Genomic DNA, 20,030 nt, shown 5'->3' with positions numbered 1-20,030 from the left:
TCGCGAGAATCAACAGTTCTGCGCCACTCGCGGGTCAGCGGAGGGTCAGCGCAGGGTCAGCGCATGGTCAGCGGAGGGCACGGACGACGGCGCTCGCCGGTTCCTTGGCCAGGATCTCGGCCATCCAGACGCTCGTCGCCACCAGCGACGGCAGGTCGACGCCGTGCTCGATGCCGAGGCCGTCGAGCATCCAGACGAGGTCCTCGGTCGCGAGGTTGCCGGTCGCGCTCTCGGCGTACGGACACCCGCCGAGGCCGCCCGCGGACGCGTCGAACGTCGTGACGCCGACCTGCAGGGCGGCGTACGCGTTCGCGAGCGCCTGGCCGTAGGTGTCGTGGAAGTGCATCGCGAGCGATCCCACGTCCGTCCCCGCCTCGCCGAACGCCCGCACCAGCGCCTGGACGTGCTCTGCCGTGCCGACGCCGATCGTGTCGCCCAGCGACAGCTGCGACGCGCCGAGGTCGAGCAGCCGTCGCCCCACCGAGACGACCTGCTCGGTCGCGACCGCACCCTCCCACGGGTCGCCGAAGCACATCGAGACGTACGCGCGGACGTCGAGACCCGCGGCGCGGGCGCGCGCCACGACGGGCTCGAACATCGCGAGCTGGTCGTCGAGCGTCGAGTTGAGGTTCTTGCGCGCGAACGTCTCGGTGGCGCTGGCGAAGATCGCGACGTGACGGACGCCCGCCGCGAGCGCCCGGTCGAGACCGCGCTCGTTCGGCACCAGGACGGGCAACGGGGTCGGGCCGTCGAGGGGCAGGCGCGCCACGAGCTCGGCGGCGTCCGCGAGCTGCGGCACCCACCGCGGGTGGACGAAGCTCGTCGCCTCGACGACCGGCAGGCCCGCCGCGACGAGGCGACCGATGAACTCGGCCTTGACCTCGACGGGCACGACCGCCTTCTCGTTCTGCAGCCCGTCGCGCGGGCCGACCTCGTAGATCGTCACCGCCCCGGGCAGCGACTCGTCGCGGACGGTCGTGGGCCTGATCATGCGGCTCCTCCTCGAGTGGTGCGAACCCGGCTTCGAGTGGTGCGGACTGGTCCGACACGCCGTCCCAGAATGTCCACACCGCACCACTCGCGGTCCTGGTCGCGGGGGTGGGGGGCGGTCACAGCGGGTCCACGGTGAAGAGGACGTGCTTGATCGGCACCTGGTCGCCGACGGCGGCGCCGACGAACGAGACCGTGCCGTCGTAGGGGGCCGTCAGCGGCAGCTCCATCTTCATCGCCTCGACGACGCCGAGGTGCTGGCCCAGCTCGACCGACTCCCCCTCGGCGACGTCGACGCGCAGCACCGTGCCGGGCATCGGCGAGACGACGTCGGCGTCGGTCGCGGCGCCCCGCCGGTGCCCGCCGCGCATCGGATCGGGCAGCTCGAGCGCCCAGACCTGCCCCTCCCACGCGATCGTGACGGCGTCACGGTCGACGACCGCGAGCTCTCCCCCGTCGGCGAGCTCGTCGGGCCGCAGGCGGGACGTCCAGCGGTGCCCCGACTCGTCGGTCAGGACGATCGAGAGCGGCGCGGGCTCGCCACCCGAGCGCCAGCCGTCGACGCTGCCGAAGACGTGGTCGCGCTCGTCGAGGTCGTACGTCGACCACAGGCGGGCGGCCGCCCGCACGGCGGCCTCGGGCACCGACGGCGCCGCGAGCAGGTCGGCGGACGCGTCGCCGTCGAGCCACGCCGTGTGGATCCGCCCCTCGGCGAACTCGGCACTCGCGACGAGTCGCCGCACGAAGCCGACGTTCGTGGTGATGCCGAAGACGCCCGTGTCGTCGAGCGCCGACACCATCGCCAGGCGCGCGGACTCGCGGTCGTCGCCCCGCACCACGATCTTGCCGAGCATGGGGTCGTACGCCGTCGAGACTACGGCGTCGGCCGTCAGGTCGGTCTCGACGCGCACCCCCTCGGGCCAGGCGACGGCGTCGACGTGGCCGGCCTGGGGCAGGAAGCCCGCGTACGGGTCCTCGGCGTAGACCCTCACCTCCATCGCGTGGCCCGTCGCGACGATCTGGTCCTGCGTCAGCGGCAGGGGCTCGCCCGCCGCGACGCGCAGCTGCCACTGCACGAGGTCGAGACCCGTGATCTCCTCGGTGACGGGGTGCTCGACCTGCAGGCGCGTGTTCATCTCGAGGAAGTACGCGCGCTGGCCGTCCGGCGTGTCGGCGACGAGGAACTCGACCGTCCCGGCGCCGGTGTAGCCGACCTCGCGGCACAGGGCGACCGACGACTCGTGCAGCGTGCGCCGCAGCTCGTCGGTCAGCCCGACCGCGGGCGCCTCCTCGACGACCTTCTGGTGCCGTCGCTGCACCGAGCAGTCGCGCTCGAAGAGGTGGACCACGGTGCCCGCGGTGTCGCCGAAGACCTGCACCTCGACGTGGCGACCGGCCTCGACGTACGTCTCGACCAGCAGCGTGTCGTCGCCGAACGCCGACGCCGCCTCGCGGCCGGCCGCCTCGATCGCGTCGGCCAGGCCGGACGCCTCGCGGACGATGCGCATGCCCTTGCCACCGCCGCCCGCGGCCGCCTTGACCAGCACCGGGTAGGCGTCGTCGGGCACCGAGCCGATCTCGAACTGGGGGGTCACGGGCACGCCCGCGCGCTCGGCGATCGCACGCGCACGGTCCTTGCGGCCCATCGCGTCCATGACGTCGGCGGTCGGGCCGATGAAGACCAGGCCCGCGTCGACGACCGCGCGGGCGAAGGCCGAACGCTCCGACAGGAAGCCGTAGCCGGGGTGCACCGCCTCGGCCCCCGACTCGGCCGCGGCGGCGAGCAGCCGCTCGATCGACAGGTACGACTCGGACGCCGGCGTGGGGCCCAGGTGGACGGCGTCGTCGGCGAGCCGGACGTAGGGCGCGTCGGCGTCCGCGTCGGAGTAGACCGCGATGCTGCGCAGCCCCGCCTCGCGGCACGCGAGGATCACCCGGCGGGCGATCTCGCCGCGGTTGGCGACCAGGACGGAGGAGAACGGAGAGGGCATGCGGCTCACATCCTGAACAGGCCGAAGCGGGGCTCCGGCGTCGGAACGGCCGTCGCGAGCTGCAGGCCCATGGCCAGGACGCGACGGGTGTCGGCGGGGTCGATGATGCCGTCGTCCCAGAGCCGGGCGCTGGAGTAGTACGCCGATCCCTGGTCGTCGAACTGCTCGCGGATCGGGGCGCGGAACGCGGCCTCGTCCTCGGCCGACCACTCCTCGCCGCGCTGGTCCATGCCGTCGCGCCGGACGGTCGCCAGCACGGCCGCGGCCTGCTCGCCGCCCATCACCGAGATCTTGGCGTTGGGCCACATCCACAGGAACCGCGGGTCGTACGAGCGTCCGCACATGCCGTAGTTGCCGGCGCCGTACGAGCCGCCGATCACGACCGTGAACTTCGGGACGACCGAGGACGCGACCGCCGTGACGAGCTTCGCGCCGTCCTTGGCGATGCCGCGGTTCTCGTACTCCTGGCCGACCATGAAGCCCGTGATGTTCTGCAGGAACACCAGCGGGACGCCGCGCTGGTTGGCGAGCTCGACGAAGTGCGCGCCCTTGAGCGCCGACTCGCTGAACAGGATGCCGTTGTTGGCCACGATCGCGACGGGGTAGCCCTCGATGCGCGCGAAGCCGCACACCAGCGTCTCGCCGTAGAGCGGCTTGAACTCGTGCAGCCGCGAGTCGTCGACGACGCGGCGGATCACCTCGCGGACGTCGTACGGCCTGCGGCCGTCGACCGGCACGACGTCGTAGAGGGTCTCGGGGTCCTCGCGCGGCGGGACGGGCTCGTGCGGCGGGGGCTCGGACGTCGGACGCTCGAACGTCCCGACGATCGAGCGGACGATCTGCAGCGCGTGCTCGTCGTCGTCGGCCAGGTGGTCGACGACGCCGGACGTCCGCGCGTGGACGTCGCCGCCGCCGAGGGCCTCGGCCGTCACGACCTCGCCCGTCGCGGCCTTCACGAGGGGCGGCCCGGCCAGGAAGATCGTGCCCTGCTCCTTGACGATGACGGTCTCGTCGCTCATCGCCGGGACGTAGGCGCCGCCGGCCGTGCTGGAGCCCATCACCGCGGCGACCTGCGGGATGCGCATCGCGGACATCTGCGCCTGGTTGAAGAAGATGCGGCCGAAGTGCTCGCGGTCGGGGAAGACCTCGTCCTGCATCGGCAGGAACGCGCCGCCGGACTCGACGAGGTAGAGGCACGGCAGGTGGTTCTCGCGCGCGATCGTCTGGGCCCGCAGGTGCTTCTTGACCGTCATCGGGAAGTACGTGCCGCCCTTGACGGTCGCGTCGTTGGCGACGACGACGCACTCGCGTCCGCTGACCCGGCCGATGCCGGCGATGACGCCGGCGCTCGGCACGGCGTAGTCGTCGTCTCCCCCGTACATCCCGTACGCGGCGAGGGCGCCGATCTCGAGGAACGGCGATCCGGGGTCGAGCAGTCGGTCGACACGGTCGCGGGGCAGCAGCTTGCCGCGGGCGAGGTGCCGGGTGCGGGCGGCCTCGCTGCCGCCCTGCCGGACGATGGCGAGCCGCTCGCGCAGCTGGTCGACGAGTTCACGCATGACCTGAGGTTAACAGTTGTTAACCTCAGGCCGCTAGACTGGTGCCGTGACGACCACCCGGCGCGAGCAGATCCTCGACACCGCCGCGACCCTCTTCGCCGAGCGCGGCTTCCACGGCGTGTCGGTGCACGACATCGGCAGCGCCTGCGGCATCTCGGGCCCCGCCCTCTACAAGCACTTCGCCGGCAAGAACGACGTCCTCACGCAGTCGCTCATCGCGATCAGCGAGCGCCTGCTCGAGCAGGGACGGTCGCGCTCGGAGAACGCCAGGAACGCCGACGACGCCCTCACCGCGCTGATCGACTGGCACATCGAGTTCGCCCTCGGGCACCGCGCCCTCATCGTGATCCAGGAGCGCGAGTGGGCCAACCTCGGTGCCGACGGACGCCGCGACGTCCGTGCGCTGCAGCTGGCCTACATCGACATCTGGGTCGACACGGTGCAGCACCTGCGCGACGACCTCGACGCCGCCGAGGCGCGGGCCGCCGTCCAGGCGACGTTCGGGCTGATCAACTCGACGCCGCACAGCGCGCGCATCAGCGAGTCGTCGATGGCGTCCCGACTGGCCCGGATGGCGCGAGCGGCGCTGCTGGCGTGACGGTGCGGGCCCGACGGCTGATCGTCGCGGCCGCGACGCCCACCAGCATCACGACACCCCCCACGACCTCGAGCCCCGACGGCACCTCGTCCTGCACGACCCACGCCGTCGCGATGCCGACGACCGGCACCAGCAGGACGAACGGCACGACGGCACTGGCCGGGTAGCGGGCCAGCAGCGAGTTCCAGATGCCGTAGCCGATCAGCGACGCGCCGACCGCGGTGTAGACCGTGCTGGCGACCGCGACGCCCGACAGGTCGCCCAGGGCACGCACGACCTCGTCGCCGCCGTCGACCACGAGCGACAGGGCGAAGGCCGGCACCGGGACCACGAGTGCCGACCAGACGACCATCGAGAACCCCGACTGGACGCCCGCGGCCCGAGCGATGACGTTGCCCGTGGCCCACGACAGCGCCGCGCCGAGGATCACCAGCACCGGCAGGACGGGCGCCGACGCCCCGTGCGCCACGACGACCAGCACGAGTCCGGCCGTGCCGATCGCGGCCCCGACCACCTGGCGCCTCGTCGGCACCTCCTTGATGACCGCGGCGGCGATCACGATCGTGAAGATGACCTGCGCCTGCAGCACCAGCGAGGCCAGGCCCGCCGGCATGCCGAGGTCGAGCGAGACGTAGAGCAGGCTGAACTGCCCGAGGCTCATGAACGTCCCGACCGCCACGACGGCCTGCCACGACGCGGCGGGGCGCGGCACGAAGAACACCAGGGGGATCGCGACGAGCACGAACCGCATCGCGAGGAACAGCAGCGGCGGGACCCCGTCGAGGCCCTCGTCGATCACGACGAAGTTGGCGCCCCACAGCAGCATCACGCCGACGGCCAGGAGACTGTGCTTGAGCGACATGACACCAGTGTCGTCGCTGCAACCATGAAGCACCAGCGATGTCTTCTACCGACAACCCGGTACGGTTCCTTCATGGTGACTCACCGATGATCGACATCGTCGCCCTGCGGGCGCTCGTCGCCGTCCGCGACCACGGCAGCATCGTCGCGGCGGCCACGGCGCTCGACCTCACGCCGTCCGCGGTCTCGCAGCAGGTCAAGAAGCTCGAGCGGCAGAGCCGGACGCCGATGCTGGAGCGGGTCGGCCGCAGCGTCGTGCTCACGGAGCGGGGGCGTCTGCTGGCCGAGCGCGGCACGACGCTGCTCGCCGATCTCGAGCAGGTCGAGCACATCGCGGTCGGCGGGGCCGCGACGTCGCCGCGCGGGACGTTCCGCATCGCGGCGTTCTCGACGGCGTCCCGCGGGGTCGTGGCACCCCTGCTGGCCCGGCTGAGGTCGACCGCGCCCGAGCTGGACGTCACGGTCGTCGAGTCCGATCCGCGCGAGACCGTCACGCTGGTCGAGCGGGGCGGGGCCGATCTCGCGATCGTCCACGACTGGAACACCCTGCCGCTCGACGTCCCGCCGACGCTCGACCGGCACCAGCTGCTGGTCGACGTCGCCGACGTGCTCGTGCCGTGGGACCACCGCCTCGCCCTCGAGGAGTCCGTGACGCCGCTCGACCTGCTGGCGGACCGGTGGATCACGACGCCGGCCGGCACGATCTGCCACGAGTGGCTGGTGCAGATGTTCGCGATGCACGGCGAGCGCCCCGACATCCGCTTCTTCGACGGCTCGTACGCGACGCACATCTCGATGGTCGAGCACGGTGTCGCGGTCGCCCTGGTGCCACGGCTCGGGCGCGAGCCGCTGCCCTCCCGGGTGCGGGTCGTCGAGGTCGTCGACCCCACGCCGCAGCGCCGCGTCAGCTCGCTGTGGCGCACCGCGAGCCGCGACAACCCGGCCCGCCAGCACGTCCAGCGCGAGCTCGAGTCGCTCCACCCCTCCTGAGCGCCCGGATCCTCAGGCGTGCTTGAGGGTGCGCCAGCTGACGAGCGCGGCCAGCAGGGCGATGACGATCGCGGCGGCCGACGTGTACTGGACGCCGAGGTCGAAGGCCTCGCGCGCCGAGTCGAGCAGGCCCGTGCCGACCTCGTTGGGGTAGAACTTGGCGACCTCGACGGTGCCGCCGAGCGTCTCGAAGGCGCCCTCGCGCTCACCCCACTGCAGCATCGCGGGGTAGGTCAGGTGCGAGCGGTACGTCGACGTCAGCACCGTGCCGAGCACCGCCGTGCCGAGCACCGCGCCGATCTCGTAGGCGGTCTCGGAGATCGCCGACGCCGCCCCTGCCTTGGACGACGGGACGCTCGACAGCATGACGTCGTTCGTCAGCGTCTCGGCCATGCCGATGCCGACCCCCATCACGGTGAACGCGACCGCGACCGACACGACGCTCGGCACCTCCGTCAGCGCCGTGATGGCGTAGCCGGTCGCCGAGGCGACGAAGCTCGCGGTCACCAGCGAGCGGATGCTGACGACGTTGGCGAGTCGCACCGCCACGAATCCCGCGACGACGGTCGCGACGAGGCCCGGCAGCAGGACGAGCGCGGCGTCCATCGCCGACAGCCCGAGCACGAGCTGCAGCAGCTGGGCGCCGAGGAACAGGAAGCCCGTCAGGCCCATGAGGCTCAGCAGGTTCGCGACGATCGCGCCGCTGAAGACCCGGTTGCCGAACAGCGTCAGGTCGATCATCGGCGACGCGCTGGTGCGCAGCCGGTGCACCAGCGCCCAGGCGGCGATGATGCCGACCGCGAACGCCGTCATCGTCAGGTCGGTCAGGCCGTGCTCGGCGAGGTTCTTGATGCCGAAGACCAGCGGCAGCATCGCGAGCAGCGACAGGACGATCGCGAACGGGTCGAGCGGGCCCGGCGCGGGGTCGCGCGACTCGGGCAGGAGCGCCAGCGCCAGGGGCACCAGGACGATCACGATCGGGACGTTGATCAGGAACACCGAGCCCCACGACGCGTGGCCGAGCAGCCATCCGCCGAGCACGGGGCCCAGGGCCGCGCCGCCCGAGAACATCGCGGCCCACGACGCGATCGCGAGCCGGCGGTCGCGCGGGTCGTGGAAGACGTTGCGGATCAGCGACAGCGTCGACGGCATCAGCGTCGCGCCGAAGACGCCCTGCAGGGCCCGTGCGAGGAGCAGCATCTCGGCGCTCTGGCTGTAGGCCGCGACGAGCGAGGCGGCACCGAAGCCGACCGTGCCGATCAGCAGCAGGCGACGACGTCCGAACCGGTCGCCGATCGAGCCCATGGCGATCAGCAGCCCCGCGAGCATGATCGCGTACAGGTCGACGATCCACAGCAGCTGCGTGCCGGTGGGCGTGAGGTCGACGCTGATGGCCGGCAGCGCGAAGCTCAGCACGGTGTTGTCGACCGACACCATGAGGACCGGCAGCATCAGCACGGCCAGCGCCGCCCATTCGCGGGGTCCGGCCCTGTGCGCGTGCATGGTTCCGGTGGTGCTGTCGATCGTTGTCATGTCGTCCTCCTCACGGTGAGTTGTCGTCCGGTCCACTATACCGTCCAGCCGGTATAGTACGGACCATCCGTGGCGTGACGTCGCTCTCTGTAGGGTGAGCGCATGGCGGCCACCGAGCGTTCGACGAGGGATCGCCTGCTCGACGCCTTCGAGACGCTGCTCGTCTCGGCCGGCAGCCGCTCGGCCACGCTCGACGCCGTCGCGTCGGCCGCCCAGGTGTCCAAGGGCGGGCTGCTCTACCACTTCCACAGCAAGGACGAGCTCGTCGACGGCATGCTGGCCCGCCTGCGCGAGCAGGGACGGGCCGACGTCGAGAAGATGCGCACGGCCACGAAGGGCCCCGTCGACTTCTACCTCACGACGTCGATCAACACCGGCAGCGACTTCGACCGCGCCCTGATCGCCGCCAGCCGCATCGCGCAGGACAACGACTCGCGGGCGTCGGACGCCCTGGGCGACCTGCGCGAGTGGTGGTTCGCGGTGCTGCTCGAGCACCTCGAGGACGAGTCGCTGGCCCGCACGATCCAGCTGATCGGCGACGGGCTCTACTTCGACGACACGACGGGGCTCAACGAGAAGAACGCGCTCAAGCACGTCCGCGACGTGCTGACGCGCCTCGGCGCGCTGTAGCGGGCACAGGCGGTCGACGGCCACCGTGACAGGCCGTCTAGCATCTCCGCGTGACCCCTGACTGCCGCTGCTCCTGCTCCTCGAACCGTCGTCGCCGAGGAGTGTCGTTCGTGCTGACCTGCGTGCTGCTGTTCACGGCCCTGGGCAGCACGGCGTTCGCGGCCGGCTCGCTGGCCCGCAACAGCGTCGGCACGGCGCAGATCAAGAAGAACGCCGTCGTCGCCTCCAAGCTGCGGGCCGGCTCCGTGGGGTCCTCCGAGATCCAGGACGGCTCGGTCAACGGCACCGAGGTCGCCGACAACAGCCTCGGCGGGGCCGACCTGGCCGACGGGAGCGTGACCGGAGCCGATCTCGCCGACGCGAGCGTCGGCGGTCGGAAGATCGCGGCCAACAGCATCGGACTGCAGGCCGTCGAGCAGAGCACGCAGGACCACCTGACGAACGTCCCCATGACGCAGGTCGTGCCCGACCCGGCGCGGAACGTGTCGCTGAACCTCAACCCGGGGTCTCTCGTGAAGTACGTCGTGACTCCGGCGCAGGCGGGGCTGAACCTGCTGCAGAGCCAGGTCACGGTGCGGTCGATCAAGTCCACGACGATCACGTGCGACATCGCGGTCGACGGCGCCGTGCTGACCCGCGTCAAGCAGTCGATCATCAAGACCGACGACCTGCAGTACGCCTTCGCGACGATTCCCCTCACGGCGACCACGCGCCTGATCGACGGCCAGACCGTGGCCACCCGGTGCACCGTCGGCCAGGCCTCCATCGCCTCGGCGATGACGGCAGACCCCGACGAGAACGGCACCACGCGCGCGACGACCCTGGTCGCGACCCGCGTGGCACGCTGACCCCTCCCCCACCGCCCCCGCGGGGTGGCGGACTGTTCACCTGATGGCGGGGTCACGGCCACGCGGTCGTCACCCGCCACGCGTGCTCTGGAGACATGACACTCCTCTCCACGGGAACGATCACGCCGCACGTCCGCCGCGCCGCCCACGTCATCGGGGCCGCAGCACTCGCCACGGGCCTGACCACGGTGCCCGCCGGCGCCCAGACCGCACCGGCGATCGACCGCCGTCACGCCGAGCCGCCGCAGCACGCCCAGCCCGTCACGGTGTTCGCGCACCGCGGCGCGTCGGGCTACCGACCCGAGCACACGCTGGCCGCGTACGAGCTGGCGATCCGCATGGGCGCCGACTACATCGAGCCCGATCTGGTCAGCACCAAGGACGGCGTGCTGGTGGCGCGCCACGAGAACGAGATCAGCGGCACGACCGACGTCGCCGACCACCCCGAGTTCGCCCAGCGCAAGACGACCAAGACGATCGACGGCGTCGCCGTGTCGGGCTGGTTCACCGAGGACTTCACGCTGCGCGAGCTGCGGACGCTGCGCGCCAAGGAGCGGCTCCCCGGCGTCCGCGCCGGCAACACCCGCTACGACGGACGCTTCCAGGTGCCGACGTTCGACGAGATCCTCGACCTCGTCCGGCGCGAGGGCAGGGCCCGGGGCCGCACGATCGGCGTCGCACCCGAGACCAAGCACCCCACGTACTTCCGGTCGATCGGCCTGCCGCTCGAGCGCCCGCTGCTGAGGTCGCTGCGCCTGGCCGGCCTGGACTCGAAGCGCTCGAAGGTCGTCATCCAGTCGTTCGAGACGAGCAACCTGCGGCAGCTGTCGCGCGAGACCAAGGTCAAGCTCGTGCAGCTGACGTCCGCGACGGGCGCGCCGTACGACCTGGTCGCCCAGGGCGATCCGCGGACGTACGCCGACCTGATGTCGCCCGCCGGGCTCCGCCGGGTCGCGACCTACGCCGACTGGCTCGGGCCGGAGAAGAACAGCGTGATCCCCCGCGACGCCGCGGGCTTCCTCGCCCAGCCCACGTCGGTCGTCGACGACGCGCACCGTGCGGGCCTGAAGGTCGTCGTCTACACGTTCCGCGACGAGAACCAGTTCCTGCCGGCCGACTTCCGCAACGGCGTCGACCCCAACGCCAAGGGCGACATCTTCGGCGAGCTGCAGGCCTTCTTCGACACCGGCATCGACGCGGTGTTCAGCGACTACCCCGACACCGCCGTCGCCGCGCGCGACTGGTGGGAGGACAGGGACTGACGGAGGAGGAGGACGCTAGACGTCGACCCACGAGGTGCCGGACGGCTCGACCGTCGCGCGTCCCGCGCTCGCACCGGCGACGTCCTCGGCGAACCGCGCGGCGTCACGGACGCCGACCGTGAAGACCACCTCGGTGCCGTACTCGACGTCCGACACCTCGCCCATGGCCCGCAGGCGGTGGTCGAGGGCGCCGGCCTCCGCCGCCGGGGCCGTGACGCGCATCGTGTGCAGCAGGCGACGCTGACGCGTCCCGGCCGCGTCGAGCGCCAGGCCGACCGCGTCGCCGTAGGCGCGGACCAGTCCGCCGGCACCCAGCAGCGTGCCGCCGAACCACCGGGTCACGACGGCGACGACGTCGCTGACGTCACGCCGGGTCAGCACCTCGAGCATCGGGGCGCCGGCCGTCCCCGCCGGCTCCCCGTCGTCGTTCGAGCGACGCAGCGACGCGTCGGCGCCGATCACGAACGCACTGCAGTGGTGCCGTGCGTCGTGGTGCTCGCGCCGGACGGACGCGATGACGTCGCGAGCCTGCGCCTCGTCGTCGACACGGGTGACGACGGCGAGGAACCGGGAGCGCCGGACCTCGACCTCGGCCGTGCCCGTCCGGGCGACCGTGCGGTAGGCGTTCAGCTCTTGCGGAGCTTGAGGAAGATGCTGGGGCCGAAGTCGCTCTTGGCCAGGCGCTTCTGGCTGATGCGCTCGGCGGCGAGCATGACGCTCTTGGGCAGGACCTTCTTGACCCGCTGGCTGCGCAGGTTCGAGACCGACAGCTTGCTGTCGAGCACGAGACCCGCGGCGGCGAGCTGGCCCACGACGGTGTCGATGTTGTGGTTGACGAACGCGATCGCATCGGGCTCGTCGGCCCTGGTCTGACGGATGTCGACCGGCTCGACGGGCAGCGGCGTGCCCTGCTTCTTGTGCCGGCGGCGGTTCATGAAGTGCCCGTAGTTGGCGACCTCGATGATCGCGGTGCCACCCGGCGCGAGGACGCGCGAGATCTCGGCGAACTCGGCGGACGGCTCGGGGATGTGGTGCATGACGCGCACCATCGTGACCAGGTCGAGCTCGCCGTCGGCGAACTTCAGGTCGTCGGCCTGCATCTGGACCTGCCTGACGTCGGTGCCCGCGAGCACCTTCTTGGCGGCCTCGAGCTGCGTCGCGGCCGGCTCGGCCAGCGTCACCTCGTCGGAGAACGTGCGCAGCAGCAGGCACAGACGACCGAAGCCGCCACCGATGTCGGCGGCCTTGCGGTAGTGGTTGCCCTTGAGCAGGCGCCGGATGGCGATGTGCTCGGCACCGTTCTCGTAGTCGCGGTTGTCCCAGTACGCGGTGTAGTCGTAGTCGCGCTCGTACTGGTTGGCGACCTTCTTGGACGGCTCGTTGTGATCAGTCACGTCCGGAACCCTAGCAACCGGAGACGTGGACGAGGAATCAGCCGAACGTCCGCGGGCCGAACTCCGGCTTCTGCTTCGCGGCACCGGCCTTGCGGGCGATCGCGGTGTTGCGGGCCTTGAACATCGCGGCCTGCAGCTTGCGCTCGAGGCGCCACGCCGAGCGCAGGCTGCCCCGGCGCGTGCCGTAGACGAGCTGCTTGGTGGCGGCGACCGAGTCGGGCGAGCGCTCGAGGACCTGCTCGACCAGCGCCAGGGCGGACGCCAGGGGGTCGTCGGTCGCCTCGGTGGCGAGCCCCAGCTCGGCGGCGCGGGTGCCCGAGAAGGTCTCGCCGGTCATGGCCAGGCGCATCAGGACGTCGGCCGGCAGCAGCTCGCTGAAGGGGACGGTGCCGCCCATGTCGGGCACGAGGCCCCACTTGGCCTCGAGGATCGCCCAGGTCGCGTCGGGCGTCGTGAACCGGAAGTCGGCGCACGAGGCCAGCTGGAGACCCGCGCCGTAGACGTGACCCTGCAGCACCGCGACGACCGGGACGGGCAGCTCGCGCCAGACCTGGTTGACGCGCTGGAAGCGGTTGAGGGCGCGCGGGCCCGCGATGAAGAACTTCTTGACCCGGTTCCGGTCGGCGAACGCGGCCCCGAAGTCGAGGCCGGCGCTGAAGGAGCGTCCCGCCCCGCGCAGGACGACCGCGCGGACGGCGCGGTCGGAGCGCAGCCGGTCGGCGGCGGCGATCAGCTCGTCGATCGTGTCGAGGTCGATGCCGTTGAGCTTGTCGGGACGGTTGAGCGTGACGTGGGCGATCGGTCCGTCGACCTCGACGAGCACGCGGGGTTCGGTCATGGCCCCAATCTAGCCGTCCGGCTACCGGCCGGTAGGTGCGCTCAGCCGACGAGCGAGGTGATGCGCGCGACCGTCGACTCGAGGCTGACGCTGATCGTCGCGTGCCCTCGCGCGTCCGGCCGCTGGGGCCATCCCGGGCCGCCGAGGATCGCGGTGGTGGGCGGGACCATCGCGGTCACGACCTTCCACATGTCGTCGTCCTCCTCGCGCGGCAGCGACGCCCAGACGAACACGATGGTCGGGCGCAGGTTGGCGGTCATGCTCGCCAGGGCCTTGGCGGGGAACTGGGCCCCCAGCACGTGGCACGCGAGCCCGGCCTCGGCCAGCCCGGCCTCGAGCGCGATGAGCGGCATCGAGTGCAGGTCGCTCTCGGCGCTGGCCAGGACGATCGTCGGGCCGCTGGAGTCGAGGCGTCCCGCGGCCCGCGTGTAGGCGCGCAGCTCGCCGACGATGACCTCGCTCGCGATGTGCTCGACCTCGATGCCGAGCCGCCCGTTCGACCACTCCTCGCCGATGCGGATGAGCGCCGGCGCGATCACGCCCGACCACGCGCCGTTGACTCCGTCGCGGCGCAGCGCTCCGCCCACGAGGGCGCCGACGCGATCGGGCTCGTAGTCGCGCGCCGCGCGGATGATGCCGTCGATGATCTGCCCGTGGTCGAGGTCGGCACCGTGGTCGTCGATCGAGGCCTCGAGCAGCGCGGCCTCCAGCCCGTCGGCGGCGACGGCCTGCGCGACGCGGGCAGCCTCCATCGGCGGCGCGCCGCGACTGATCAGCGCCTGCACGAGCGTGACGCGCTGGATGTCGGTCTCGGTGTACCGGCGGTGGCCACCGGTGGTGCGGTGCGTCGGGCCGACGCCGTACCGGCGCTCCCACGTGCGCAGGGTCGACGGGGAGATGCCGAGACGTTCGGCCACGGAGCCGACGTTCCAGACGATCGCGCCGACGGGACGCCCCGTCTCGTCGGCCTCGGAGGCCTCGACGCTCTCGGGGTTCGACATGTGCTCAGCATAGAACTTGTTCAGGGCCTTGCGCTCTGAACAAGTTCTGAGTAAGTTTCGAACACATTCTGAATTCGAGGTTTGATCCCGTTCAATTCGGGGAAAGAAGGAACCATGGTCAACGTCAACCGCCTCCCCGGTCCCATGATGGACGCGTACGAATGGCAGTACGAGGGCGCCTGCATGGGCGTCGACAGCTCTGTCTTCTTCTCCCCCGAAGCCGAGCGAGGCGCCAAGCGCGAGCGACGCGAGCAGGCTGCCAAGCAGCTGTGCCTGCGCTGCCCCGTCATCGAGCGCTGCCGCCAGCACGCTCTCGCGGTCCGCGAGCCGTACGGCGTCTGGGGCGGGTTGACCGAGGGCGAGCGGGCCGCGATGGCCCGCCAGGAGAAGATCGCCAGCTGAACGTCCCCGTCGCGACCGCGACGCTCGGGGAGCGTCGCGTGCGCGACGTCCCCATGTCATCAGGAGGCACCATGAGCACCGATTCGAACCAGAAGCTGTCCGGCCGCACGATCGCCTTCCTCACGTCGCAGGTCGGCGTCGAGAAGGCCGAGCTGACGTCACCGTGGCAGGCCGTGATCGACGCGGGTGGCACGCCCACGCTCATCGCGCCCGAGAAGTCGCCGGTGCAGTCGATGGTCGGCGACGTCGACAAGGACGACACCTTCGACCCCGACCTGACGGTCGACGCGGCCTCGGTCGCCGACTTCGACGCTCTCGTCATCCCGGGCGGCACGGTCAACGCTGACAACGTCCGCGGCGACGAGGCCTCGGTCGCGATGGTCAAGGCGTTCATCGACGCCGGCAAGCCCGTCGCGGCGATCTGTCACGGCCCGTGGGCCCTCGTCGAGGCCGGCGTGCTGCCGGGCAAGACGCTCACGTCGTTCCCGTCCCTGTCGACCGACATCACCAACGCCGGTGGCTCGTGGGTCGACGAGACGGTGTTCCACTGCCCCGCCAACGGGTGGGACCTCGTGACGTCGCGCAACCCCGACGACCTCGACGCGTTCAACGCCACCCTCACCGACGTCTTCGCGAAGGCCTGATCCGCATGGCAGCCAAGAACGCCAAGACAGCACCCGGCGCAGCCCCCAGCACGTCGGCCAAGATCCTCTACCGCCCGGTCGGCATCGTCAGCTCGATTGCGGGCGGCCTGATCGCGAGCGCGATCTTCAAGCAGGTCTGGAAGCAGGTCAGCGCCGGCGACGGCGTCGACCCGCCCGGCCCGCTGGAGTCCGAGTACGACTTCAAGGAGATCCTGCTCGCCGCGGTGATCCAGGGAGCCATCTACTCGGCGGTCAAGACCGTCATCCAGCGCCAGGGAGCGCGCACGTTCGAGCGCGCCACCGGCGAGTGGCCCGGGTCGTGAGCTCGGTCGCCGACGTCCTGGGCGACACCTTCGGCCGCATCGGCGACGACGTCGTCGCGCTGGTCGAGCCGATGTCCGACGCCGATCTCGTGCGCCGGGTCGCGCCCGGCGCCAACACCGTCGGGTGGCTCGTGTGGCACCTGCTGCGCGTGCAGGACGACCACGTCGCCGACGCCGCAGGCACCGAGCAGGTGTGGTTCGCGAGTGGTTGGGTCGACCGGTTCGGCCTGCCGTTCGAGGCCGGTGCGACGGGCTACGGCCAGACGCCCGACGAGGTCGACGCGGTCCGGCCCACCGCAGAGCTGCTGACGGGCTACGCCCGCGAGGTCACGGCTGCCACGCAGCGCTACGTCTCCGGACTGGACGAGGGCGACCTCGACCGCGTCGTCGACGAGGGATGGGACCCGCCGGTGACGTTGGCCGCGCGACTCGTGAGCGTGATCGGCGACGACCTGAAGCACCTCGGCCAGGCCGAGTACGCCGCAGGCCTGTCCTAGTCGGCGAATCGCCGCATGAACGTGCGGAAGCGCTCGTTCTGCATCGACTCGGCCTGCCGCCGCGACTCGTAGTCGAGCGAGGTGGGCAGGTCGGACGTCGACGCGATCCGCACCGACTGCTTGATGTCCGCCATGAGCACGGGCTCGCGCTCCGCGTAGAGGTGGGCGAGCCCGAGGGCGTACGCCAGGGCGTCGTCGGTCGACCGGTCGGCCAGGCCGATGCGCAGCGCCTCGTCGGGGCCGATGACCGCCCCCTCGAGCAGGGCGGCGGTCGCCCGCCCGCGGCCGATGCGTTCGGTCAGCATCCAGCTGCACCCGCCGCCGGGGTGCAGGCCGATCTCGGCGAACGTCGGGCCGAAGCCCGCGTGGGGGCCGGCGACCACGACGTCGCACGCGAGCGCGACGTTCAGGCCGGCGCCGATCGCCGCGCCGTTGACCGCGGCGACGGTCGGGATCGTCAGGTCGCGCAGCCCGAGGAACGAGGCGTAGACCTTCATGAGGTGGTCGCGCATCTGGTCGGTCGGACGGTCGAGGTCGCCGAACAGGTTGGCCAGGTTCGCCCCGGCGCAGAAGCCCTTGCCGGCTCCCGTGACGACGAGAGCGCGGGCGTCGCGATCCGCCGCGACGGCGCGGACGGCCTCGGCCAGCTCGTCGAGCAGCGGCCAGTCGAGGGCGTTGCGACGCTCCGGGGCGTTCAGCGTCAGCAGGCGGACGGGACCGTCGGTTTCGAGGAGCACGAGTGACATGCGCCGACGATAGCGGCTGCGGCGGATTGATCCGATCGTCCTCGGGTACGCCATCGTCATGACAACCATCAGCCGCACCTTCACCGTCGAGCCCTCCCCCGCCACCGTCCTGGACTACCTCAAGGACTTCTCGCACGCCGAGGAGTGGGACCCGGGCACCGAGAAGTGCGACCGCATCGACGCCGGACCGGTCGCCGTCGGCAGCCGCTGGCACAACACGTCCAAGATCGCGGGCGTCTCGACCGAGCTGGAGTACACCCTCGAGGAGCTCACCGACTCCAAGGTCGTCTTCGCCGGCAAGAACGACAGCGCCACCACGACCGACACGATCACCGTCGTGCCGTCGGGCTCGGGCAGCGAGATCACGTACGAGGCCGTCATCGAGATGAGCGGCGCCGCCAAGCTCGCGACCCCCATCGTCAAGCTGGTCTTCGAGAAGATCGGCAGCGACACCGAGGACGACATGGTCACGGTGCTGAACCGCCTCTGACGGACGACGGGTGGTCCGTCGGGTCTGGCACGCTGGACGCATGACGCACCTCGACGGATCCTTCAGCTCACGCCAGGACGGCATCGACATCGCGACGTACGCGTGGCCGCTGCCCGAGGGCACGGACGCCCGTGGTGTCGTGCAGGTCGCCCACGGCCTGGCCGAGCACTCCGCCCGGTACGACCGGTTCGCCGTCGCGCTCAACGCAGCTGGCTACCACGTGCACGCGGCCGACCACCGCGGGCACGGCCGCTCGATCCACGCCGCACCGGGCGACTTCGGCACGCCGGGCTTCGCGGGCCTGCAGGCCGACGTCGTCCAGCTCGGCGAGCAGCTGCGCGATCAGCACCCCGACCTGCCGCTCGTCCTGTTCGGCCACTCGATGGGGTCGTTCGCGACGCAGCACGTGCTGCTCGAGCGCTCCGATTTGTACGACGCGGTCGTCCTGTCGGGCTCGACGGCGCTCGACGTCCTCGCCGCGGGCATGGGTGACGGACCCGTCGGCGACCTCAGCGCGTTCAACGCGCCGTTCGACGACCGCACGGGCTACGAGTGGCTGTCGCGCGACGAGGCCGAGGTCGACGCGTACGTCGCTGATCCGCTGTGCGGGTTCGACCTGCCGGCCGAGACGCTCCCGTCGCTGTTCGGCGGCACCGAGCGGCTCGCCGATCCGGCGGCGCTCGCGGGCATCCGGCATGACCTGCCGATCCTGCTGGCGTCCGGCACCGACGACCCGTTGGCCGGCGGTGGCGAGCTGATCGAGCTGCTCGCGACCCGCTACCGCGACGCCGGCGTCAGCGACGTCGAGGTCGTCCTCTACCCGCAGGGGCGCCACGAGATCCTCAACGAGACCAACCGCGACGAGGTCACCGCCGACGTCATCGGGTGGATCGACCGCCACCTCGGGCAGTAGGGGTCACGCCAGCTCGAGCGACACGTGGCACTCGGCGAACCGGCGCTCTCCGTCGGGCTGCGCCACGAGGCGCCACCGCTCGGTCAGGCCCGCCGCCGTGAGCAGGTCGACCATCGCGTCCGGGTGCCAGCGCCACGCCCGCGCGACGCGGTGGTCGAACTCGGCGACCGGTCCTGATGCGTCGTCGGCGCACTGGAAGGCGACCACGACCCGCGAGCCGGGCCGCAACCGCCGCACCCACGCGTCGACGACCGCCCGGACGTCGTCGGGGTGCACGTGGATCAGGCTGAACCGCGCCAGCACCCCGGCGAGCGGGCCGTCGTCGGCCAGCGTGGCGAGGGTCGCGTCGCCCTCGACGAACCGCACGTGCGGGTGGCTGTGCCGGGCGATCGCGAGCATGCCGGCCGACGGGTCGACACCCACGACGTCGAGCCCGGCGGCGACGAGGTCGCTCGTGACGTGGCCCGTGCCGCACCCGACGTCGACGATCGTGCCGTCCGGGCCCGCCGCGGCCTCCGCGACGAAGGCCGCGACGGCGTGGCGCTCGAGGACCGATGCGTACCCCTGCGGGAAGGCGTCGTCGTAGGCGCCTGCGAGCGCGTCGTACCCCGGCTGGCTCGTCATGCCCGGGATCATCGCACGGGGGCGTCGAGGGCGCGGTGCCGTGCGAGAATGACGCTCACATCCGGGACGGAAGGCATGACCTGTGGCCAAGCGGGGCGAGGGCGCTGACTTCGTCGAGGCACTCGCTCGAGGGCTCGACGTCATCGAGTGCCTCGGATCGGCCGCACGGGCCATGAGCCTCAGCGAGATCGCGACCGCGAGCGACCTGGCCCGCCCCACCGCCCGTCGCCTGCTCCTGACGCTGGCCGAGCTCGGGTTCGTCCGCGTGACCGGTGGCTCGTACGACCTGACGCCGAAGGTGCTGCGCCTCGGCATGGCGTACGTCGGCTCGACCGGGCTGTGGGACGTCGCGCGCCCCCACATGGAGGACCTCGTCCGCACGACCGGCGAGTCGACCTCGATGACGCAGCTCGACGGGTCCGACATCGTCTACGTCGCGCGGGTCGCCGTGCCGAAGATCATCGCGATCCGGGTCGAGATCGGCACGCGCTTTCCGGCCGTCGTGACGTCGCAGGGCAAGGTGCTGCTGGCGGCCCTCGACGCCGACGCGCTCGACACGACCCTGCGCATCCCCAGCCGCGCCCCCGGCGTGGCCGTGCCGTCCGTCGACGTCGACCGCGTGCGCGGGCAGCTCGCGACGATCCGCGAGCAGGGGTGGGCCCTCGCCGACGAGGAGCTGGCCCCGGGCGTGAGGTCCGTGGCGGTGCCAGTGCGCGACGCGTCCGGTCGCACCGTCTCGGCCATGAACGTGACGGTCAACGCGGCCGAGACCAGCGTCGAGACCCTGACGCAGGTCTACCTGCCCGCGCTCGTCCGCACGGCCGCCGAGGTCTCGGCCGACTGGGCCCTGCTGCAGGGTCGCCCGCAGAGCGAGGTCTCGGCCGTCCGCTGACGCG

Annotated in this window: 23 protein-coding genes; 12 read left to right on the top strand and 11 right to left on the bottom strand. The window is 71.7% G+C overall.

Translation table 11 applies throughout. The features are described 5' to 3' along the window. Positions 1-67: 67 nt before the first annotated feature. From ASD10_RS02940 to ASD10_RS02930, 3 genes are all read right to left on the bottom strand, one after another. On the bottom strand, positions 68-991 hold the full coding sequence (locus ASD10_RS02940; protein WP_056604340.1) for a hydroxymethylglutaryl-CoA lyase: 924 nt from the start codon (positions 989-991) through the stop codon (positions 68-70). A 118-nt stretch (positions 992-1,109) separates the two neighbouring features. After that, the gene (locus ASD10_RS02935) at positions 1,110-2,981 is read right to left on the bottom strand and encodes a biotin carboxylase N-terminal domain-containing protein (protein WP_056604337.1); all 1,872 of its coding nucleotides are present in this window, start codon (positions 2,979-2,981) and stop codon (positions 1,110-1,112) included. 5 nt (positions 2,982-2,986) lie between these two features. Further along, on the bottom strand, positions 2,987-4,540 hold the full coding sequence (locus ASD10_RS02930) for a carboxyl transferase domain-containing protein (protein WP_056604334.1): 1,554 nt from the start codon (positions 4,538-4,540) through the stop codon (positions 2,987-2,989). 46 nt (positions 4,541-4,586) lie between these two features. Between ASD10_RS02930 and ASD10_RS02925 the strand changes: the two genes are divergently transcribed. After that, a complete protein-coding gene (locus ASD10_RS02925) occupies positions 4,587-5,138 on the top strand; it encodes a TetR/AcrR family transcriptional regulator (protein ID WP_056604331.1) in 552 nt (183 codons plus the stop codon). Here the strand turns inward: ASD10_RS02925 and ASD10_RS02920 are convergent. Further along, complete coding sequence (locus tag ASD10_RS02920; RefSeq protein ID WP_056604328.1) at positions 5,077-6,000, bottom strand: EamA family transporter; 924 nt, start codon at positions 5,998-6,000, stop codon at positions 5,077-5,079. The genes ASD10_RS02925 and ASD10_RS02920 overlap by 62 nt on opposite strands. Positions 6,001-6,086: 86 nt before the next feature. Between ASD10_RS02920 and ASD10_RS02915 the strand changes: the two genes are divergently transcribed. Then, the gene (locus ASD10_RS02915; RefSeq protein WP_056604325.1) at positions 6,087-6,989 is read left to right on the top strand and encodes a LysR family transcriptional regulator; all 903 of its coding nucleotides are present in this window, start codon (positions 6,087-6,089) and stop codon (positions 6,987-6,989) included. A gap of 12 nt (positions 6,990-7,001) precedes the next feature. Here ASD10_RS02915 and ASD10_RS02910 read toward each other — a convergent pair whose 3' ends face one another. After that, positions 7,002-8,522 carry an MFS transporter gene (locus ASD10_RS02910; RefSeq protein WP_056604323.1) on the bottom strand — a complete coding sequence of 507 codons (1,521 nt, stop codon included), beginning with the start codon at positions 8,520-8,522 and terminating at the stop codon, positions 7,002-7,004. Positions 8,523-8,624: 102 nt separating this feature from the next. On the opposite strand from ASD10_RS02910, the gene ASD10_RS02905 reads away from it, so the two are divergent. The 3 genes from ASD10_RS02905 to ASD10_RS02895 all read left to right on the top strand — a co-directional run bounded on the left by ASD10_RS02905 (position 8,625) and on the right by ASD10_RS02895 (position 11,262). Beyond that, positions 8,625-9,152 carry a TetR/AcrR family transcriptional regulator gene (locus ASD10_RS02905; protein WP_056604320.1) on the top strand — a complete coding sequence of 176 codons (528 nt, stop codon included), beginning with the start codon at positions 8,625-8,627 and terminating at the stop codon, positions 9,150-9,152. A 50-nt stretch (positions 9,153-9,202) separates the two neighbouring features. Beyond that, on the top strand, positions 9,203-10,000 hold the full coding sequence (locus tag ASD10_RS02900; protein ID WP_157432419.1) for a hypothetical protein: 798 nt from the start codon (positions 9,203-9,205) through the stop codon (positions 9,998-10,000). 95 nt (positions 10,001-10,095) lie between these two features. Further along, positions 10,096-11,262, top strand: a complete 1,167-nt coding sequence (locus ASD10_RS02895; RefSeq protein WP_082555986.1) for a glycerophosphodiester phosphodiesterase — start codon at positions 10,096-10,098, stop codon at positions 11,260-11,262. Between the two features lie 15 nt (positions 11,263-11,277). Here ASD10_RS02895 and ASD10_RS02890 read toward each other — a convergent pair whose 3' ends face one another. From ASD10_RS02890 to ASD10_RS02875, 4 genes are read right to left on the bottom strand one after another with little or no spacing between them, the layout of a single operon-like run. After that, a complete protein-coding gene (locus tag ASD10_RS02890; RefSeq protein WP_056609816.1) occupies positions 11,278-11,892 on the bottom strand; it encodes a YigZ family protein in 615 nt (204 codons plus the stop codon). Then, positions 11,889-12,656, bottom strand: coding sequence for a bifunctional 2-polyprenyl-6-hydroxyphenol methylase/3-demethylubiquinol 3-O-methyltransferase UbiG (locus ASD10_RS02885; RefSeq protein ID WP_056604314.1), 768 nt, complete (start codon positions 12,654-12,656; stop codon positions 11,889-11,891). Before ASD10_RS02885 ends, ASD10_RS02890 begins: the two co-directional genes overlap by 4 nt. A 37-nt stretch (positions 12,657-12,693) precedes the next feature. Next, positions 12,694-13,494: a crotonase/enoyl-CoA hydratase family protein gene (locus ASD10_RS02880; protein ID WP_056604311.1), complete on the bottom strand. Its 801-nt coding sequence runs from the start codon at positions 13,492-13,494 to the stop codon at positions 12,694-12,696. Between the two features lie 41 nt (positions 13,495-13,535). Beyond that, positions 13,536-14,495, bottom strand: coding sequence for a MerR family transcriptional regulator (locus tag ASD10_RS02875; RefSeq protein WP_056604308.1), 960 nt, complete (start codon positions 14,493-14,495; stop codon positions 13,536-13,538). A 114-nt stretch (positions 14,496-14,609) separates the two neighbouring features. Between ASD10_RS02875 and ASD10_RS02870 the strand changes: the two genes are divergently transcribed. From ASD10_RS02870 to ASD10_RS02855, 4 genes are all read left to right on the top strand, one after another. After that, positions 14,610-14,897: a WhiB family transcriptional regulator gene (locus tag ASD10_RS02870; RefSeq protein ID WP_056604305.1), complete on the top strand. Its 288-nt coding sequence runs from the start codon at positions 14,610-14,612 to the stop codon at positions 14,895-14,897. A 71-nt stretch (positions 14,898-14,968) separates the two neighbouring features. Continuing rightward, on the top strand, positions 14,969-15,541 hold the full coding sequence (locus tag ASD10_RS02865; protein ID WP_056604302.1) for a type 1 glutamine amidotransferase domain-containing protein: 573 nt from the start codon (positions 14,969-14,971) through the stop codon (positions 15,539-15,541). A 5-nt stretch (positions 15,542-15,546) separates the two neighbouring features. Then, positions 15,547-15,864, top strand: coding sequence for a DUF4235 domain-containing protein (locus ASD10_RS02860; protein WP_056604299.1), 318 nt, complete (start codon positions 15,547-15,549; stop codon positions 15,862-15,864). Then, entirely contained in the window at positions 15,861-16,361 is a 501-nt protein-coding gene (locus ASD10_RS02855; protein ID WP_056609815.1) for a DUF664 domain-containing protein, read from the top strand. The genes ASD10_RS02860 and ASD10_RS02855 overlap by 4 nt, the downstream gene beginning before the upstream one ends. Here the strand turns inward: ASD10_RS02855 and ASD10_RS02850 are convergent. Continuing rightward, on the bottom strand, positions 16,358-17,107 hold the full coding sequence (locus tag ASD10_RS02850) for an enoyl-CoA hydratase (RefSeq protein ID WP_056604296.1): 750 nt from the start codon (positions 17,105-17,107) through the stop codon (positions 16,358-16,360). The genes ASD10_RS02855 and ASD10_RS02850 overlap by 4 nt on opposite strands. A 58-nt stretch (positions 17,108-17,165) precedes the next feature. Between ASD10_RS02850 and ASD10_RS02845 the strand changes: the two genes are divergently transcribed. Together ASD10_RS02845 and ASD10_RS02840 are read left to right on the top strand one after the other, a co-directional pair. Further along, entirely contained in the window at positions 17,166-17,597 is a 432-nt protein-coding gene (locus ASD10_RS02845; RefSeq protein ID WP_056604293.1) for an SRPBCC family protein, read from the top strand. Between the two features lie 40 nt (positions 17,598-17,637). Then, positions 17,638-18,510 (top strand): alpha/beta fold hydrolase, encoded by an 873-nt coding sequence (locus tag ASD10_RS02840; protein WP_056604290.1) that lies wholly within the window; start codon positions 17,638-17,640, stop codon positions 18,508-18,510. A 3-nt stretch (positions 18,511-18,513) separates the two neighbouring features. On the opposite strand, the gene ASD10_RS02835 is transcribed toward ASD10_RS02840, so the two are convergent. Beyond that, the gene (locus ASD10_RS02835) at positions 18,514-19,134 is read right to left on the bottom strand and encodes a trans-aconitate 2-methyltransferase (RefSeq protein ID WP_157432418.1); all 621 of its coding nucleotides are present in this window, start codon (positions 19,132-19,134) and stop codon (positions 18,514-18,516) included. Positions 19,135-19,216: 82 nt separating this feature from the next. Here ASD10_RS02835 and ASD10_RS02830 point away from each other — a divergent pair, with 82 nt between their 5' ends. Further along, positions 19,217-20,026 (top strand): IclR family transcriptional regulator C-terminal domain-containing protein, encoded by an 810-nt coding sequence (locus tag ASD10_RS02830; RefSeq protein WP_056604284.1) that lies wholly within the window; start codon positions 19,217-19,219, stop codon positions 20,024-20,026. Positions 20,027-20,030: the final 4 nt, after the last annotated feature.

The sequence above is a fragment of the Aeromicrobium sp. Root472D3 genome, assembly GCF_001426485.1.
Classification (GTDB): domain Bacteria; phylum Actinomycetota; class Actinomycetes; order Propionibacteriales; family Nocardioidaceae; genus Aeromicrobium.
The sequence above is the reverse complement of the archived record's forward strand: the minus strand, read 5'-3'. Positions and strand labels throughout refer to the sequence as shown.

Coding starts and splice junctions, on each gene's coding strand:
- ASD10_RS02930 (WP_056604334.1), bottom strand. CDS start 4,540: ATGCGTGAACTCGTCGACCAGCTGCGCGAGCGGCTCGCCATCGTCCGG.
- ASD10_RS02850 (WP_056604296.1), bottom strand. CDS start 17,107: ATGTCACTCGTGCTCCTCGAAACCGACGGTCCCGTCCGCCTGCTGACG.
- ASD10_RS02915 (WP_056604325.1), top strand. CDS start 6,087: ATGATCGACATCGTCGCCCTGCGGGCGCTCGTCGCCGTCCGCGACCAC.
- ASD10_RS02880 (WP_056604311.1), bottom strand. CDS start 13,494: ATGACCGAACCCCGCGTGCTCGTCGAGGTCGACGGACCGATCGCCCAC.
- ASD10_RS02935 (WP_056604337.1), bottom strand. CDS start 2,981: ATGCCCTCTCCGTTCTCCTCCGTCCTGGTCGCCAACCGCGGCGAGATC.
- ASD10_RS02875 (WP_056604308.1), bottom strand. CDS start 14,495: ATGTCGAACCCCGAGAGCGTCGAGGCCTCCGAGGCCGACGAGACGGGG.
- ASD10_RS02840 (WP_056604290.1), top strand. CDS start 17,638: ATGACGCACCTCGACGGATCCTTCAGCTCACGCCAGGACGGCATCGAC.
- ASD10_RS02845 (WP_056604293.1), top strand. CDS start 17,166: ATGACAACCATCAGCCGCACCTTCACCGTCGAGCCCTCCCCCGCCACC.
- ASD10_RS02835 (WP_157432418.1), bottom strand. CDS start 19,134: ATGACGAGCCAGCCGGGGTACGACGCGCTCGCAGGCGCCTACGACGAC.
- ASD10_RS02905 (WP_056604320.1), top strand. CDS start 8,625: ATGGCGGCCACCGAGCGTTCGACGAGGGATCGCCTGCTCGACGCCTTC.
- ASD10_RS02865 (WP_056604302.1), top strand. CDS start 14,969: ATGAGCACCGATTCGAACCAGAAGCTGTCCGGCCGCACGATCGCCTTC.
- ASD10_RS02920 (WP_056604328.1), bottom strand. CDS start 6,000: ATGTCGCTCAAGCACAGTCTCCTGGCCGTCGGCGTGATGCTGCTGTGG.
- ASD10_RS02940 (WP_056604340.1), bottom strand. CDS start 991: ATGATCAGGCCCACGACCGTCCGCGACGAGTCGCTGCCCGGGGCGGTG.
- ASD10_RS02895 (WP_082555986.1), top strand. CDS start 10,096: ATGACACTCCTCTCCACGGGAACGATCACGCCGCACGTCCGCCGCGCC.
- ASD10_RS02860 (WP_056604299.1), top strand. CDS start 15,547: ATGGCAGCCAAGAACGCCAAGACAGCACCCGGCGCAGCCCCCAGCACG.
- ASD10_RS02910 (WP_056604323.1), bottom strand. CDS start 8,522: ATGACAACGATCGACAGCACCACCGGAACCATGCACGCGCACAGGGCC.
- ASD10_RS02870 (WP_056604305.1), top strand. CDS start 14,610: ATGGTCAACGTCAACCGCCTCCCCGGTCCCATGATGGACGCGTACGAA.